This is a genomic window from Streptomyces sp. CB02056, from assembly GCF_001905545.1.
Lineage (GTDB): Bacteria > Actinomycetota > Actinomycetes > Streptomycetales > Streptomycetaceae > Kitasatospora.
Genome location: NZ_LIPD01000001.1, coordinates 418390 through 432522 on the forward strand (window position 1 = coordinate 418390; position 14133 = coordinate 432522).

Sequence of the window (14133 nt, forward strand, 5' to 3'; positions counted from 1 at the left end):
CGTATCGGCCGCTAGTCTGGTGCAGGGGGTTACGAGACGCATTCGGCTCGGAATTGCCCGCCAGTGCCACACCACCACGGACGGGAACACCCATGACCACCGCAGCCGCGCCACCCCGCGTGCCGGAAGCCATCCACCGTCGGCGCTGGGCGATCCTCGGCACCCTGCTGCTCGCCCTGCTCGTCGTCGTGCTCGACAACTCGATCCTCAACGTCGCGATGAAGACCATCGCGACCCCCGCGCCGGTCGGCCTCGGGGCCACCCAGAGCGACCTGGAATGGTCGATCAACTCCTACACCCTGGTCTTCGCCGGGCTGCTGTTCACCTCCGGCCTGCTCGGCGACCGGTTCGGCCGCAAGCGCGCGCTGCTGGCCGGCATGGTGGTCTTCGGGATCGCCTCGCTGCTGTCCGCGCTGGCCGCCTCGCCCGGTGAACTCATCGGCTACCGCGCCCTGATGGGCGTCGGCGGCGCGCTCGCGATGCCCGCCACACTGGCGATCATCATGAACGTCTTCGAGCGCTCCGAGCAGCCCAAGGCGATCGGGATCTGGGCCGGCGCGGTCGGCCTGGCCATCGCCATCGGCCCGATCACCGGCGGCCTGCTGATCGAGCACTTCTGGTGGGGCTCGGTCTTCCTGGTCAACGTCCCGATCGTGGTCGTCGCGGTGATAGCGATGGTGATCCTGGTCCCCGAGTCCAAGGACCCCAACCCGGGCCGGATGGACCCGATCGGCGTGCTGTTGTCGATCATCGGCCTGGTCGCGCTGATCTACGGCATCATCAAGGGCGGCGAGCTGGCCGACTTCACCGCGGCCGGGGCCTGGGTGCCGACCCTGGTCGGCGTCGTCGCGCTGGTCGCCTTCGTCTGGTACGAGCGCCGCACCGCGTTCCCCGCGCTGGACGTCACCTGGTTCCGCAACCGGGTGTTCAGCGCCTCCGTGGTGGTCGTCGGCGTGATCTTCTTCGCGCTGATGGGCGTCTCCTTCTTCGGCGTCTTCTACATCCAGAGCGTGCGCGGCTACAGCGCCCTCCAGGCCGGTGTGCTGATGCTGCCGCTGGCCGCCGCCCAGCTGGTGTTCGCGCCGCGGGCCCGGCTGGTGGTCGACCGCCTCGGCGTCGCCGCCACCGCCGCCGGCGGCATGCTGCTGGTCGCGCTCGGCTTCGTCGGCTACGTCGTGCTGACCGCCACCACCCCGATCTGGGTGCTGGTCCTGCTCGGCCTGGTGATGGGCGCCGGCATGGCGCACGTCATGCCGCCGGTCACCGTCGCGATCATGGCCTCGCTGCCCCGCGAGAAGGCCGGCGCCGGCTCGGCCGTCAACAACACCTTCCGCCAGGTCGGCGGCTCGCTCGGGGTCGCCGTGCTCGGCGCGGTGCTCTCCACCGTCTACCGCGACGGGATGGCCGACACCCTGACCCACCTGCCCGAGGGACTGCGCGACAAGGCCGGCGAGTCGCTGGAGGCCACCCTGGCCATCGCCGGCCGCATCCCCGGCGGCGAGGCGCTGATCGCCCCGGCGAACGACTCCTTCATCCACGCCATGCACGTGGTCGCCTCGCTCTCGGTGGGCGTCTCGGTGATCGGCGCCGTCGTCGCCTGGTTCCTGCTGCCGGGCCGCTCGGCCGCCCCCGCGGGACCGGCCGGGCCGGCCCCCGAGCAGCGCGGCCAGGAGCGGGAGTCCGCGGCCGCGGACGCCTGACCGGCGGCCGGCCGTACCGCGACTGAGTGACAATGGCCCTGTCACCCGGGTACGCCCGGGTGGCGGGGCCTCGGTCCCGGCAGGCCCCCTGCCGAGGGCCCACCGGAGGACACCCCACGGCGCCAGGGCGACCGGGGAGGACGAGGGAGAGACAGCGGGGATGAAGACGGACACGCCGACCGCCGGCACCGGGCAGCACTGCGCGGAGGTACGCCGTGGCCGGCCCCGCAGCGAGGCCGCCGAGCAGGCCATCTTCGGGGCCGTCGAGGACCTGATGGCCGGCGGCACCGCGCTGTCCGAGCTCACCATCGAGGGCATCGCCGCCGCCGCCGGCGTCGGCAAGGCCACCATCTACCGGCGCTGGCCCAACAAGGAGGCCCTGCTGGTCGACGTGGTCAGCCGACTGGAGGAGCCGCTGCCGGAGCCCACCGGCGCCGGCGCCCGGGCCGACCTGATCGCCCTGGTGGACCACGTCCGCCGGCGCGGCCTGGCCAAGCGCACCCGCTGGGTGCTCAAGGCCGCCCTCGGCCAGATGCAGACCCTGCCCGAGCTGTACACCGCCTACCGGGACCGGGTGATCAAGCCCCGCCGGGAGGTCGGGCTCGGCCTGATCCGCCGGGCCGTCGCCGAGGGCGTGATCCGCGACGACCTCGACCTGGAACTGCTCAACGACCTGCTGATGGGGCCGATCCTCTACCGCAGCATCCTGTGGGACGACTCCGACCTGGAGGACCCGGACCTGGCCCGCAAGCTGGTCGACTCCATGCTCGAAGGCCTCGCACCCCGCTGACCCGGCCGGACGGCGCCCCGGACGCGGCCGCGCCCGCCGGACCGGACGTGGCCTCGCTCACCAAACCGGGCCACGCCGGAACCCGCTCAGCGGGCCCGACGTCTGTCCCGGCATAGGCTGAGCCGGGTATCCGATCAAACCGGCACCGGTCCGGTCGTGCCCGCACCTTCGACGGTCCGGGTACCGGAACGGCGGCGGCACGAGCGAACGGGAGCCACTTCATGGCGCAGGCGGACAGGACCGAACGGATCGCGGCCCCAGGGGGCGGCGCCGACGGCCCGGCCCCCGCGTCGCGTCGAGGCGGCTTCCTCGGGCTGCGCCACTGGGGCCGGGACGCCCGCGGCAGCACCACCTGGCGGCGCGGCCTGGTGGTCGCCGCGCTGGCCGTGCTCACCGCCGCGCTGATCGCCCTGCACGCCGAGGTCCCCAACAGCGCCGGCAACCTCGGCAGCCTGCTGGAGACCTTCCTGCCCTGGCTGGGCCTGGCCGTCCCGGTGCTGCTGGTGCCCGCGCTGCTGCGCCGCTCCGCCACCGCGCTGATCGCCCTGCTGCTGCCCGTCGTGCTCTGGGCCAACCTGTTCGGCGGCCTGCTGAGCGACAAGAGCGGCGGCAAGGGCGACTGGACGGTGGTCAGCCACAACGTCGCCGCCGCCAACACCGACGTGCCGGGCACCGTCCGCACCCTGGTGGACTCCGGCGCCCAGATCGTCGCCCTGCAGGAGCTGGCCGGCAAGCAGCTGCGCTCGTACGAGACCGGGCTCGCCGCCGCCTACCCGCACCACACCGTGGAGGGCACCGTCGGGCTCTGGTCGAAGTACCCGATCGGCGACGTCACCCCGGTGGACCTGAAGATCGGCTGGACCAGGGCCTTCCGGGCCGAGGTCACCACCCCGCAGGGCCCGGTCGCGGTGTACGTCGCGCACCTGCCCTCGGTGCGGCTGAAGGCCGAGGGCGGCTTCACCGTCAATCAGCGGGACGTCAGCGCGCAGGCGCTCGGCGACGCGATCCAGGCCGAGCCGCTGAAGAAGGTCCTGCTGCTCGGCGACCTCAACGGCACCATGAACGACCGCAGCTTGGCGCCGGTCACCTCGCAGATGCGCTCGGCCCAGGGCGCCGCCGGGGACGGCTTCGGCTTCAGCTGGCCGGCCGCCTTCCCGATGGCCCGGATCGACCAGATCATGAGCAAGGGCGGGCTGAAGCCGGTGGACTCCCGCACCCTGCCCCGGGACGGCAGCGACCACCTCCCGGTGGCCGCCACGTACCGCTACTCCTCCTGAGGGCCGGCGGCGTGGGGACCGGCCGCATGAGGATCAGCCGCGCCGCCAGCGGTTGGTGATCGGCAGGCGGCGGTCCCGGCCGAAGTTCTTGGCCGAGATCTTCGGGCCCGGCGGGTACTGGCGCCGCTTGTACTCGGCGGTGTCGACCAGCCGGACCACCCGGTCCACCAGGGCCGGGTCGAAGCCGGCCGCCACGATCGCGTCCCGGCCCTCGTCGCCCTCGATGTAGCGGGTCAGCAGGCTGTCCAGCAGGTCGTAGTCGGGCAGCGAGTCGGTGTCCACCTGGTCCGGCCGCAGCTCGGCGGACGGCGGCTTGGTGATGGTGTGCTCCGGGATCGGCGGCACCTCGCCGCGCCGCCCGGCCTCCTCGTTGCGCCAGCGCGCCAGCCGGAAGACCAGCGACTTGTAGACGTCCTTGACGGGCCCGTAGGCGCCCACCGAGTCGCCGTACAGGGTCGAGTAGCCGACCGCCAGCTCGCTCTTGTTGCCGGGCGCGAGCACCAGGTGCCCCTCCTGGTTGGAGATCGCCATCAGCAGGGTGCCGCGCAGCCGGGACTGGAGGTTCTCCTCGGCCAGGCCGGTCAGCTCGACGGCGCCCAGGTAGGCGTCGAACATCGGGGCGATGGAGACGGTCCGGAAGCGCAGCCCGGTCCGGCGGGCCAGCTCGGCCGCGTCGTCCCGGGAGTGCTGGGAGGAGTAGCGGCTGGGCATCGAGACGCAGTGCACGTTCGGCGCGCCGACGGCGTCCACCGCGATCGCGGCCACCAGTGCCGAGTCGATGCCGCCGGACAGGCCGATCAGCACGGAGTCGAAGCCGTTCTTGGCCACGTACGCCCGGGTGCCGGAGACCAGCGCGGCCCAGATCTCGGCCTCGTCGGACAGCCGCGGCGCCACCCCGGCGGTGAGCGGTCCGGCGGGCGCGGCCTGCGGCTCGCCGCCCAGCTCGGTACGGACCAGGTGCAGCCCGTCGCTGAGCAGCAGGCCGTCGGTGTCGTCGCCGGCGGCGGCCGGCAGGTCGAGGTCCAGCACCAGCAGGTGCTCCTCGAACTGCGGGGCGCGGGCCAGGACTTCACCGTCCGCGCCGACCACGATCGAGTCGCCGTCGAAGACCAGCTCGTCCTGGCCGCCGACCATGTTGACGTACGCCAGGGCGCAGCCCGCCTCGGCGGCCCGGCGCCGCACCAGCTCCAGCCGCTGGTCGTCCTTGTTCCGCTCGTACGGGGAGCCGTTGACCACCAGGAGCAGCCCGGCGCCGGCCTCGCGGGCGGCGGTGACCCGGCCGCCGTCCTGCCAGATGTCCTCGCAGATCGCCAGCGCGACGTCCACCCCGTGCAGCCGCAGCACCGGCAGCTGGTCGCCCGGGACGAACCAGCGGAACTCGTCGAACACGCCGTAGTTGGGCAGGTGGTGCTTGGCGAAGCGGGTCACCACCTCGCCCCGGTGCAGCACGGCGGCGCAGTTCTGCGGGGAGCCGGCCGGGCGGTTGAAGCGCGGCGAGGCGTGCTCGGAGCGCCCGAGGTAGCCGACCACCACCGGGACCCCGCCCAGCCCCTCCGCCGCCAGCCGGGCGGCTAGGGCGACCAGCGCGGCGCGGGAGGCCTCGACGAAGGAGTGGCGCAGGGCGAGGTCCTCCACCGGGTACCCGGTGAGGGCCATCTCGGGGAAGGCGACCAGCTGCGCGCCGGCCTCCGTGGCCTGCTTGGTCCGGCGCACCACCTCGTCGCCGTTGCGGGCGAGGTCGCCGACCCAGGGGTCGGTCTGGCACAGGGCGAGACGGAGATTGGGCATGCCCCGAGTGTAATCGTCTAACTGACGCGATGTCCTGGGCGGGAGCCGGCGGCGGGGGTCGGCACTGCCGGGCCGGGCGGGGATCGGCCATGATGGGGGCAACCGCTTTACGAGGTCTTTCCACGGCCTCCGGGGCGTAACACGAGCGTAAAGAGCAGAGGTGAGACTGTCCCCATGGGCAAGCAGCAGCAGTTCGTGCTTCGGACGCTCGAAGAGCGTGACATCCGGTTCGTCCGGCTGTGGTTCACCGACGTGCTCGGCTTCCTGAAGTCGGTCGCGGTGGCGCCGGCCGAGCTGGAGCAGGCCTTCGAGGAGGGCATCGGGTTCGACGGCTCGGCGATCGAGGGGTTCGCCCGGGTGTACGAGTCCGACATGATCGCCAAGCCGGATCCGACCACCTTCCAGATCCTGCCGTGGCGCTCGGAGACCCCGGGCACCGCCCGGATGTTCTGCGACATCCTGATGCCGGACGGCTCGCCCTCCTTCGCCGACCCCCGGTTCGTGCTCAAGCGCACCCTGGAGAAGGCCTCCGAGCAGGGCTTCACCTTCTACACACACCCGGAGATCGAGTTCTTCCTGCTGAAGAACCTGCCCGGCGACGGCACCCCGCCGATCCCCGCCGACCAGTCCGGCTACTTCGACCACACCCCGCGCGGGGTGGGCCACGACTTCCGCCGCCAGGCGATCACCATGCTGGAGTCGATGGGCATCTCGGTCGAGTTCTCGCACCACGAGGGCGCCCCCGGCCAGCAGGAGATCGACCTGCGCTACGCCGACGCGCTCTCCACCGCCGACAACATCATGACCTTCCGGCTGGTCATGAAGGAGGTCGCGCTGGAGCAGGGCGTGCACGCGAGCTTCATGCCCAAGCCGTTCTCCGAGCACCCCGGCAGCGGCATGCACACCCACGTCTCGCTGTTCGAGGGCGACCGCAACGCCTTCCACGAGTCCGGTGCCGAGTACCAGCTCTCCAAGGTCGGCCGGTCCTTCATCGCCGGGCTGCTGAAGCACGCCGCCGAGACGGCCGCCGTCACCAACCAGTGGGTGAACTCCTACAAGCGGATCTGGGGCGGCTCCCAGCGCACAGCCGGGGCCGGCGGCGAGGCGCCCTCGTACATCTGCTGGGGCCACAACAACCGCTCGGCGCTGATCCGGGTGCCGATGTACAAGCCGGGCAAGCAGGGCTCCACCCGGATCGAGGTCCGCTCCCTGGACACCGGCTGCAACCCGTACCTCGCCTACGCCGTCACCCTCGCGGCCGGCCTGAAGGGCATCGAGGAGGGCTACGAGCTCCCGCCCGGCGCCGACGACGACGTGTGGGCGCTGACCGACTCCGAGCGCCGCGCCCTCGGCATCCAGCCGATGCCGCAGAACCTCGGCGAGGCCATCGACCTGATGCAGCGCAGCGAGCTCGTCGCCGAGACCCTCGGCGAGCACGTCTTCGACTTCTTCCTCAGGAACAAGCACAAGGAGTGGGAGGAGTACCGCTCCGAGGTCACCCCGTTCGAGCTGCGGAAGAACCTCCAGGTGCTGTGAGCGGCTGACGGCCGCTCAAACCGTTTCCGGCCCGCTGTCGCCCGAAGGGACGACGGCGGGCCGTCCTATGGAGTGGATCTGCGACGGATCGCCGGTCGCGGTGGCGGAATGTGAAGCTTGTATGACCGGGTGTCATGGTCCGATGGGGTCTGAATGTCCGTTTCATCCTGAAAGAGGATCACATGACCTCCTCCGTCAGTCGCGCCGCCGCCACCCGACTGCTCGTCCGCCGGACCTGCGTCGTGGGTGCCGCCGTGGCCGCCGTCGCGGGCCAGCTGCTGGCCGTCCCGACCGTCGCCGACGCCCGCGGTTCGGGTACGGGCACCGGTGCGAACGCGGGTGCGCAGTACCCGCAGAGCTCGCAGAACTCGCAGGCCCCACAGGGCGCGCAGAGCCCGCAGAACTCGCAGAGCTCGCAGCTCCCGCAGCTCCCGCAGCTCCCGCTGCACCCGAAGAACCCGCTGGAGCTGCTGCAGTCGTTGCAGTCGAAGAACCCGCTCCAGTCGTTCCAGGCGCTGCAGTCGCCGCAGCCGCACCGCCCGCAGCAGCGGGCCACCACGATCGCCGAGAACCAGCTGCCGTTCACCACCCGCTTCGAGGGCGACTTCCACGGCTCCATCACCCGGATCAGCAACTCGCTGATGACCTGCGACGAGACGAAGGCGCCGCTCGACCCGGAGCAGCCGTCCTGCGAGGACGCCCGCAAGGGCCTCGGCTCCCGGCCGATCAACAACAAGTACGAGATGAAGTACATCAACATCGACCCGGGCTCGGTCGGCCCGCTCGGCGACGGGATCTACTCCGCCAGCTCCGCCGACCTGGGCCTGATCGACGGCTCCCGGGTCAAGTACGCCCGGCTGTACTGGGGCGGCACCCGCGGCATCGACGACGTCGTGCTGCCGGAGAACCAGATCGACGAGGTGTACCTGAAGGTCCCGGGCGAGGGCCAGTACCGCAACATCGCCAACGACCAGCCCTCGATCGGCTACATCACCACCGACGTGGAGAGCAGCTACCAGGCCTCCGCCGACATCACCGACCTGGTCCGGCAGGCCGGCAACGGCACCTACACCGTCGCCAACATGGACTCGGTGGTGAAGCCGCACAGCTGGGGCGGCTGGACGATCGTGGTCGCGTACGAGAACGACTGCAAGCCGTACCGGCACATCCACCTGTGGGACGGCTTCCGGGTCGAGCTGCCGGACAGCCCGCCGCGCGAGTTCGACCTCACCGGGCTGCAGACCCCCGCCGCCGGCCCGGTCGCGGGCAAGCTCGGCTTCGTCGTCTACGACGGCGACCTCAAGTGGACCGGCGACACCCTCGCCATCAAGTCCACCAACGGCCCGCAGGCGCTCTTCTCGGACCTCAACCACGCCTCCAACGACGCGTTCAACTCCACCATCGAGGAGCTGACCCCGGCCGACCAGTTCATCCGCACTCCGTACAACCGCAACAACTTCGGCTACGACTCCAACCGTTGGGACATCTCGCCGTTCCTGCGCAACGGCGACACCGACATCAAGGTGCTGTTCGACACCGACAAGGACGGCTACGACCTGGGCGTCTTCTACGCCTACGTCAACCTGGACGGCTCCACCGAGGGCTGATCCGCCGAGGGCTGATCCACCGTCCGGCCACGGCGCCGCTGCCGCACCACCCGCACCGCGCGGGGCGGCAGCGGCGCCGCCGCGTCCCGGCCCCGCGGGGCGCCGCGCAGCAGCCGCTCGCAGGGCCGCTCCACCCAGCGGTACAGGGCCCCCGCGACCACCAGCGAGCCGCCCGCCAGCAGCAGCCAGACGCCGAGCGTCGCGGCCCCCGGCGCCGGGCGGCCCTGGACGGCCAGCCAGCAGCGGACGCCGATCTCGTGCACCAGGTACCAGGCGTACGACCACTCGCCGAGCCGCACGGCCGTCCGGCCCGCCAGCAGCCGGGGCGGGGCCCCGGCGGTGTCGCGCCGGGCGGCGGCCGCCAGCAGGGCGGCGAACAGCGGTGCGGACAGCAACTGGGAGGCGCTGTACGGGCCGTACCAGGAGGAGTCCGGGACGGCGGCGTGCCAGGGGACCAGCAGGACGTGGAAGAGCAGCACGGCGGCGGCCGCCGGGAGGAGCCCCGGCCGCAGGAGGCGCACCCGGGGGAGCACGCCGTGCCGCACGGCCAGGCCGGTGACCACGCCGAGGACGAACTGCGGGGTCCGGGCCGGCGGCAGGTAGTCCAGCAGCCAGCCGCGCACCGTCGGGTCGGCGGGCAGCAGGGCACCGGCCGCCCACAGCACCGGGCCGAGCACGGCGCACAGGGCCGCGAGCGGCAGCCAGGCGCGCCGGCGCGCGGCCAGCAGGCGCAGCAGCGGCGGGAACAGCAGGTAGAACCAGGCCTCGGCGCCCAGCGACCAGGAGGCCGGGTTGCCGCCGTACAGGGTGGGCAGCGCCCACGGGTGCACCAGCGCCAGCGACCAGAGCGCCGCCGCCACCGGCAGCACCGCGCCGATCGCCGCGTCCGCGCCCAGGGACAGCGCGGTGGTCAGCACGTGCAGCGGCCAGATCCGGGCGAACCGGCGGCGGGCGAAGACCCACGGCCGGGCGGGCGAGGCCCCGTACGTCCAGGCCAGCACGAAACCGGAGAGCACGAAGAAGAACGTCACGCCCGAACGGCCGTACCAGGCGAGCGGGCTGAGCAGCGGCAGCTCGCCCACCTTGCGGGAGAGGTGGTACAGCACCACCAGCAGGGCGGCCCAGAAGCGCAGCCCGGTGAGCGAGGGCAGGCGGCTGGGGCCGGTCGTGGGCATCGGCGCTCCGGGGGCGGGGGACGGGGGCGGCGCCCGGGTGAACGAGCACGGCGGGGCCGAGGTCACGCCGGCGGCGGTGGGCGGTCGCGTCCGGCGACGGGGTGCCGGGGCGCGTAACCTGCTAGGGCCCGGACGGACCTGCCAGGCCCGGACGGGCCCCTGGGCGGACGGATGGAGGGGCCGATGGCGGTGGAGGAGCAGCGGGCCGGGAGCCGGGTCAGCCGGCCGGAGAACCGGCTGGTCCGGCGCGGGTTCACCGACCCGGCGCGGGCGGTGCGGCTGTTGGAGGGCCCCGGGCTGGAGGGCCTGGCCGACGACCCCGTGCTGCTGGACGCGCTCGGCGCCACCGCCGACCCCGACCTCGCGCTGCTCGGCCTGTCCCGGCTGCTGGAGGCCGCCGACGCGGCCGACCGGCACACCCTGCGCGACACCCTCACCACCTCCAAGCCGCTGCGCGACCGGCTGCTCGGCGTGCTCGGCGTCTCCACCGCGCTCGGCGACCACCTGGCCCGGCACCCGCACGACTGGCACGTGCTGGTCACCTTCGAACTGCGCGACATGCACCCCGGCCCGGAGGACTTCCGCCGCTCCCTCGCCGAGGGCGTCCGGGACGACACCCTCGGCCCCGCGAACGCGCTGCGCGTCGCCTACCGCCGCTGCCTGCTCGCCATCGCCGCCCGCGACCTCACCGGCACCACCGACCTCGCGCAGACCGCCGCCGAACTCGCCGACCTGGCCGGCGCCACCCTCCAGACCGCCCTGGACCTCGCCGCCGAGCAGGACCCGGAGGCGGCCGCGGCCTGCCGGCTCGCCGTGATCGGCATGGGCAAGTGCGGCGGCCGCGAGCTCAACTACGTCTCGGACGTGGACGTGGTCTTCGTCGCCGAGCCGCGCGAGGGCGTGGACGAGCACGAGGCGCTCAAGGCCGCCACCCGGCTGGCCGCCGCCCTCACCCGGCTGTGCGCGGACACCACCGGCGAGGGCACCATCTGGCCGGTGGACGCCAACCTGCGCCCCGAGGGCCGCAACGGCCCACTGGTGCGCACCCTGGCCAGCCACCTCGCCTACTACCAGCGCTGGGCCAAGACCTGGGAGTTCCAGGCGCTGCTCAAGGCCCGCCCGGTCGCCGGGGACGCCGAGCTCGGCGCCGCGTACGTGGCGGCGCTCGCCCCGATGGTCTGGCAGGCCGCCGCCCGGGAGAACTTCGTCGCCGACGTGCAGCAGATGCGCCGCCGGGTGATCGACTCCATCCCGGCCACCGAGCTGGACCGCCAGCTCAAGCTCGGCCCGGGCGGGCTGCGCGACGTCGAGTTCTCCGTCCAGCTGCTCCAACTGGTGCACGGCCGCACCGACCCGGCGCTGCGCAGCGGCAACACCCTGGAGGCGCTGGCCGCGCTCTCCCGGGGCGGCTACGTCGGCCGGGCGGACGCCGCCTCGCTGGACGCCGCGTACCGCTTCCTGCGCTCACTGGAGCACCGCATCCAGCTGTACCGGCTGCGCCGCACCCACCTGATGCCTACCGGGGCCGAGGACCTGCGCCGGCTGGCCCGCTCACTGGCGGCGCTGATCAACGACGACACCCGCGCCGACCCGGTGGCCGCGCTGCAGCGCGAGTGGAAGCGGCACGCGATGGAGGTCCGGCGGCTGCACGAGAAGCTGTTCTACCGGCCGCTGCTCGACGCCGTCGCCGAACTGCCGCCGGGCGCCACCGGGCTCAGCCCGGAGGCGGCCCGGGCCCGGCTGGAGGCGCTGGGCTACGCGGACCCGGCCGCCGCGCTGCGGCACCTCAGCGCGCTCGCCTCCGGGGTGAGCCGCAAGGCGGCGATCCAGCGCACCCTGCTGCCGGTGCTGCTCGGCTGGTTCGCCGAGTCCGCGGACCCGGACGCCGGGCTGCTCAACTTCCGCCAGGTCTCCGACGCGCTCGGCCGCACCCCCTGGTACCTGAGGCTGCTGCGCGACGAGAGCGCCGCCGCCGAACAGCTGGCCCGGGTGCTGTCGGCCGGCCGGCTCGCCCCCGACCTGCTGCTGCGCGCCCCCGAGGCGGTGGCCATGCTGGGCGACCCGCACGGCCTGGAACCGCGCGGCCGGGCGGCGCTGCAGTCGGAGATACTGGCCGCCGTCGGCCGGGCCGGGTCCACCCACGCCGCGGTGGCCGCCGCCCGCTCGGTGCGCCGCCGCGAGCTGTTCCGCACCGCCGCGGCGGACGTGCTCGGGCGGCTCGGGGAGGACCCGGCCGAGGCGCTGGACACCGCCGGGGAGGCGCTCACCGCGCTCAACGCCGCCACCCTGGGCGGCGCGCTGCGTGCCTGCGTGGCCGGCTGGGAGGCCGAGCACGGGGACCTGCCGACCCGGATCGCGGTGATCGCGATGGGCCGCTTCGGCGGCCACGAGCTGGGCTACGGCTCGGACGCGGACGTGCTCTTCGTCCACGAGCCGCTGCTCGGCTCGCTGGAGGAGGCGGCCGCCCGGGCCGCCCAGGCGGTCTGCCACGAGCTGCGCGCCCAGCTGGGCGCGCCGTCCACCGAGCCGCCGCTGCTGGTCGACGCCGACCTGCGGCCGGAGGGCCGCAGCGGCCCGCTGGTGCGCACCCTGGCCTCGTACGCGGCGTACTACCGGCGCTGGTCGCACGCCTGGGAGAGCCAGGCGCTGCTGCGGGCCGAACCGGTGGCCGGGGACGAGGAGCTGGGCGCGCGGTTCCGGCAGCTGATCGACCCGCTGCGCTACCCCGGCGGCGGGGTGCCGGAGCGGGACCTGGTGGAGATCCGCCGGATCAAGGCGCGGATCGAGGCCGAGCGGCTGCCGCGCGGGGCCGACCCGACCACCCACACCAAGATCGGCCGGGGCGGGCTGGCGGACGTCGAGTGGACGGTGCAGCTGCTGCAGCTCCGGCACGGGTACGAGCTGCCGGCCCTGCGCACCACCCGGACCAGGGCGGCGCTGGCCGCGGCCGCGGAGGCCGGGCTGGTCGAGCCGGAGGACGCCGAGGTGCTGGACACGGCCTGGGTGCTGGCCTCCCGGGTGCGGGCGGCGGTGATGCTGGTGCGCGGGCGGCCCGGGGACAGCTTCCCGGGGGAGGCCCGGGAGCTGGCGGGGGTGGCCCGCTACCTCGGGTACGGCTCCGGGCACAGCGGCGAGCTGCTGGACGACTACCGGCGGACCACCCGGCGGGCCCGGGCGGTGGTGGACCGGCTGTTCTACGGCGCCGACTGACCGGGGCCGCGCACGGGGACGGCCCGCCCCGGGTACGCGAAAGGGGCCCCGGTCGGGGCCCCTTCGAAGACAGGCGCTAGCGGCGCGCGCTGCTGACCGCGGGCTCGCTCCACTGCTCCGGGACGGTGATCGGCCGGTCGGCCACCGTCTCCCGGGCGGGCACCTTCGGCAGCCGGTAGACCCACTCGTGGTACATCCAGCGGGCGGTGAGGAAGCCCACCATCAGGCAGAGCTCGCCGCCGACGGCGTCCATCCAGAAGTGGTTGGCGGTGGAGACGATCACCAGCAGGGTGGCGGCCGGGTACATCAGGCCGAGCACCCTGACCCAGGTGCGGCGGGCCAGGAAGAAGATCGCCAGGCCGCACCACATCGACCAGCCGATGTGCATCGAGGGCATGGCCGCGTACTGGTTGGAGACGTGCGCGGCGGGCCCGGAGGCCATCGAGCCCCAGGTGCCGTGGACCTTCACGGTGTCGATGAAGCCGCCGTCGGTCATCAGCCGGGGCGGGGCCAGCGGGAAGAAGTAGAAGCCGACCAGGGCGATCCCGGTGGTCACGAACAGCACCGTGCGGGCCGCGACGTAGCGCCCGGGGTGGCTGCGGTAGAGCCAGACCAGCACGCCTATCGTGATCACGAAGTGCAGGGTCGCGTAGTAGTAGTTCATCCCCGTGATGAGCCACCCGACGCTGTCCACGGCGTGGTTGATCGAGCGCTCGACGGCGATGCCGAGGTGGTTCTCCAGGTCCCAGATCCAGCTCGCGTGCTTCTGGGCTATCGCTTCCTGTTCGGGAACCGCGTTGCGCACGATCGAGTAGACCCAGTAGCTGATCCCGATCAGCGCCAGCTCGAACCAGATCCGCGGCCTGGCCGGTGAGCGGCGCTGGGCGCTGATGCGGCTGCGCAGGGCGGCGGTACGGGACTGGGCGGCACGGGTGGCTCCATCGGGCAGGCGGCCGGGGACGGCCTTCGCTGCTTCGGAACCGCCACCGCTGGCCGCGTCGGCGCGCCGGGCGTCGCCTCGCTGGATCTCGGTCGGTTCCCCCATGGACG

9 protein-coding genes are annotated in these 14133 nt (G+C 73.4%); 6 read left to right on the forward strand and 3 right to left on the reverse strand.

Features of this window, described 5'->3' with window-relative positions:
• The first annotated feature begins 92 nt into the window (after window positions 1–92).
• From AMK13_RS01855 to AMK13_RS01865, 3 genes are all read left to right on the forward strand, one after another.
• Window positions 93–1700 carry an MFS transporter gene (locus AMK13_RS01855; protein ID WP_074000855.1) on the forward strand — a complete coding sequence of 536 codons (1608 nt, stop codon included), beginning with the start codon at window positions 93–95 and terminating at the stop codon, window positions 1698–1700.
• Between the two features lie 160 nt (window positions 1701–1860).
• Window positions 1861–2490 (forward strand): TetR/AcrR family transcriptional regulator, encoded by a 630-nt coding sequence (locus AMK13_RS01860; protein ID WP_074000856.1) that lies wholly within the window; start codon window positions 1861–1863, stop codon window positions 2488–2490.
• A gap of 221 nt (window positions 2491–2711) precedes the next feature.
• Window positions 2712–3767, forward strand: a complete 1056-nt coding sequence (locus AMK13_RS01865) for an endonuclease/exonuclease/phosphatase family protein (protein ID WP_075983689.1) — start codon at window positions 2712–2714, stop codon at window positions 3765–3767.
• 33 nt (window positions 3768–3800) lie between these two features.
• Here the strand turns inward: AMK13_RS01865 and AMK13_RS01870 are convergent, their stop codons facing one another.
• Window positions 3801–5555: an NAD+ synthase gene (locus AMK13_RS01870; RefSeq protein WP_074000857.1), complete on the reverse strand. Its 1755-nt coding sequence runs from the start codon at window positions 5553–5555 to the stop codon at window positions 3801–3803.
• 174 nt (window positions 5556–5729) lie between these two features.
• Between AMK13_RS01870 and glnA the strand changes: the two genes are divergently transcribed.
• Both glnA and AMK13_RS01880 read left to right on the forward strand, forming a co-directional pair.
• Window positions 5730–7091 carry a type I glutamate--ammonia ligase gene (gene glnA, locus AMK13_RS01875; RefSeq protein WP_049652796.1) on the forward strand — a complete coding sequence of 454 codons (1362 nt, stop codon included), beginning with the start codon at window positions 5730–5732 and terminating at the stop codon, window positions 7089–7091.
• Between the two features lie 182 nt (window positions 7092–7273).
• Window positions 7274–8698 carry a hypothetical protein gene (locus AMK13_RS01880; RefSeq protein WP_198959298.1) on the forward strand — a complete coding sequence of 475 codons (1425 nt, stop codon included), beginning with the start codon at window positions 7274–7276 and terminating at the stop codon, window positions 8696–8698.
• Here the strand turns inward: AMK13_RS01880 and AMK13_RS01885 are convergent.
• Window positions 8665–9873, reverse strand: coding sequence for an acyltransferase family protein (locus AMK13_RS01885; RefSeq protein ID WP_074000858.1), 1209 nt, complete (start codon window positions 9871–9873; stop codon window positions 8665–8667). The genes AMK13_RS01880 and AMK13_RS01885 overlap by 34 nt on opposite strands.
• A gap of 183 nt (window positions 9874–10056) precedes the next feature.
• On the opposite strand from AMK13_RS01885, the gene AMK13_RS01890 reads away from it, so the two are divergent.
• Entirely contained in the window at window positions 10057–13083 is a 3027-nt protein-coding gene (locus tag AMK13_RS01890; protein ID WP_074000859.1) for a bifunctional [glutamine synthetase] adenylyltransferase/[glutamine synthetase]-adenylyl-L-tyrosine phosphorylase, read from the forward strand.
• 76 nt (window positions 13084–13159) lie between these two features.
• Here AMK13_RS01890 and AMK13_RS01895 read toward each other — a convergent pair whose 3' ends face one another.
• Complete coding sequence (locus tag AMK13_RS01895; protein WP_074000860.1) at window positions 13160–14128, reverse strand: phosphatase PAP2 family protein; 969 nt, start codon at window positions 14126–14128, stop codon at window positions 13160–13162.
• Window positions 14129–14133: the final 5 nt, after the last annotated feature.

Excerpts from the sequence above, each read along its gene's own strand:
- AMK13_RS01855 (WP_074000855.1), top strand. The coding sequence starts at position 93 with ATGACCACCGCAGCCGCGCCACCCCGCGTGCCGGAAGCCATCCACCGT.
- AMK13_RS01860 (WP_074000856.1), top strand. The coding sequence starts at position 1,861 with ATGAAGACGGACACGCCGACCGCCGGCACCGGGCAGCACTGCGCGGAG.
- AMK13_RS01865 (WP_075983689.1), top strand. The coding sequence starts at position 2,712 with ATGGCGCAGGCGGACAGGACCGAACGGATCGCGGCCCCAGGGGGCGGC.
- AMK13_RS01870 (WP_074000857.1), bottom strand. The coding sequence starts at position 5,555 with ATGCCCAATCTCCGTCTCGCCCTGTGCCAGACCGACCCCTGGGTCGGC.
- glnA (WP_049652796.1), top strand. The coding sequence starts at position 5,730 with ATGGGCAAGCAGCAGCAGTTCGTGCTTCGGACGCTCGAAGAGCGTGAC.
- AMK13_RS01880 (WP_198959298.1), top strand. The coding sequence starts at position 7,274 with ATGACCTCCTCCGTCAGTCGCGCCGCCGCCACCCGACTGCTCGTCCGC.
- AMK13_RS01885 (WP_074000858.1), bottom strand. The coding sequence starts at position 9,873 with ATGCCCACGACCGGCCCCAGCCGCCTGCCCTCGCTCACCGGGCTGCGC.
- AMK13_RS01890 (WP_074000859.1), top strand. The coding sequence starts at position 10,057 with ATGGCGGTGGAGGAGCAGCGGGCCGGGAGCCGGGTCAGCCGGCCGGAG.
- AMK13_RS01895 (WP_074000860.1), bottom strand. The coding sequence starts at position 14,128 with ATGGGGGAACCGACCGAGATCCAGCGAGGCGACGCCCGGCGCGCCGAC.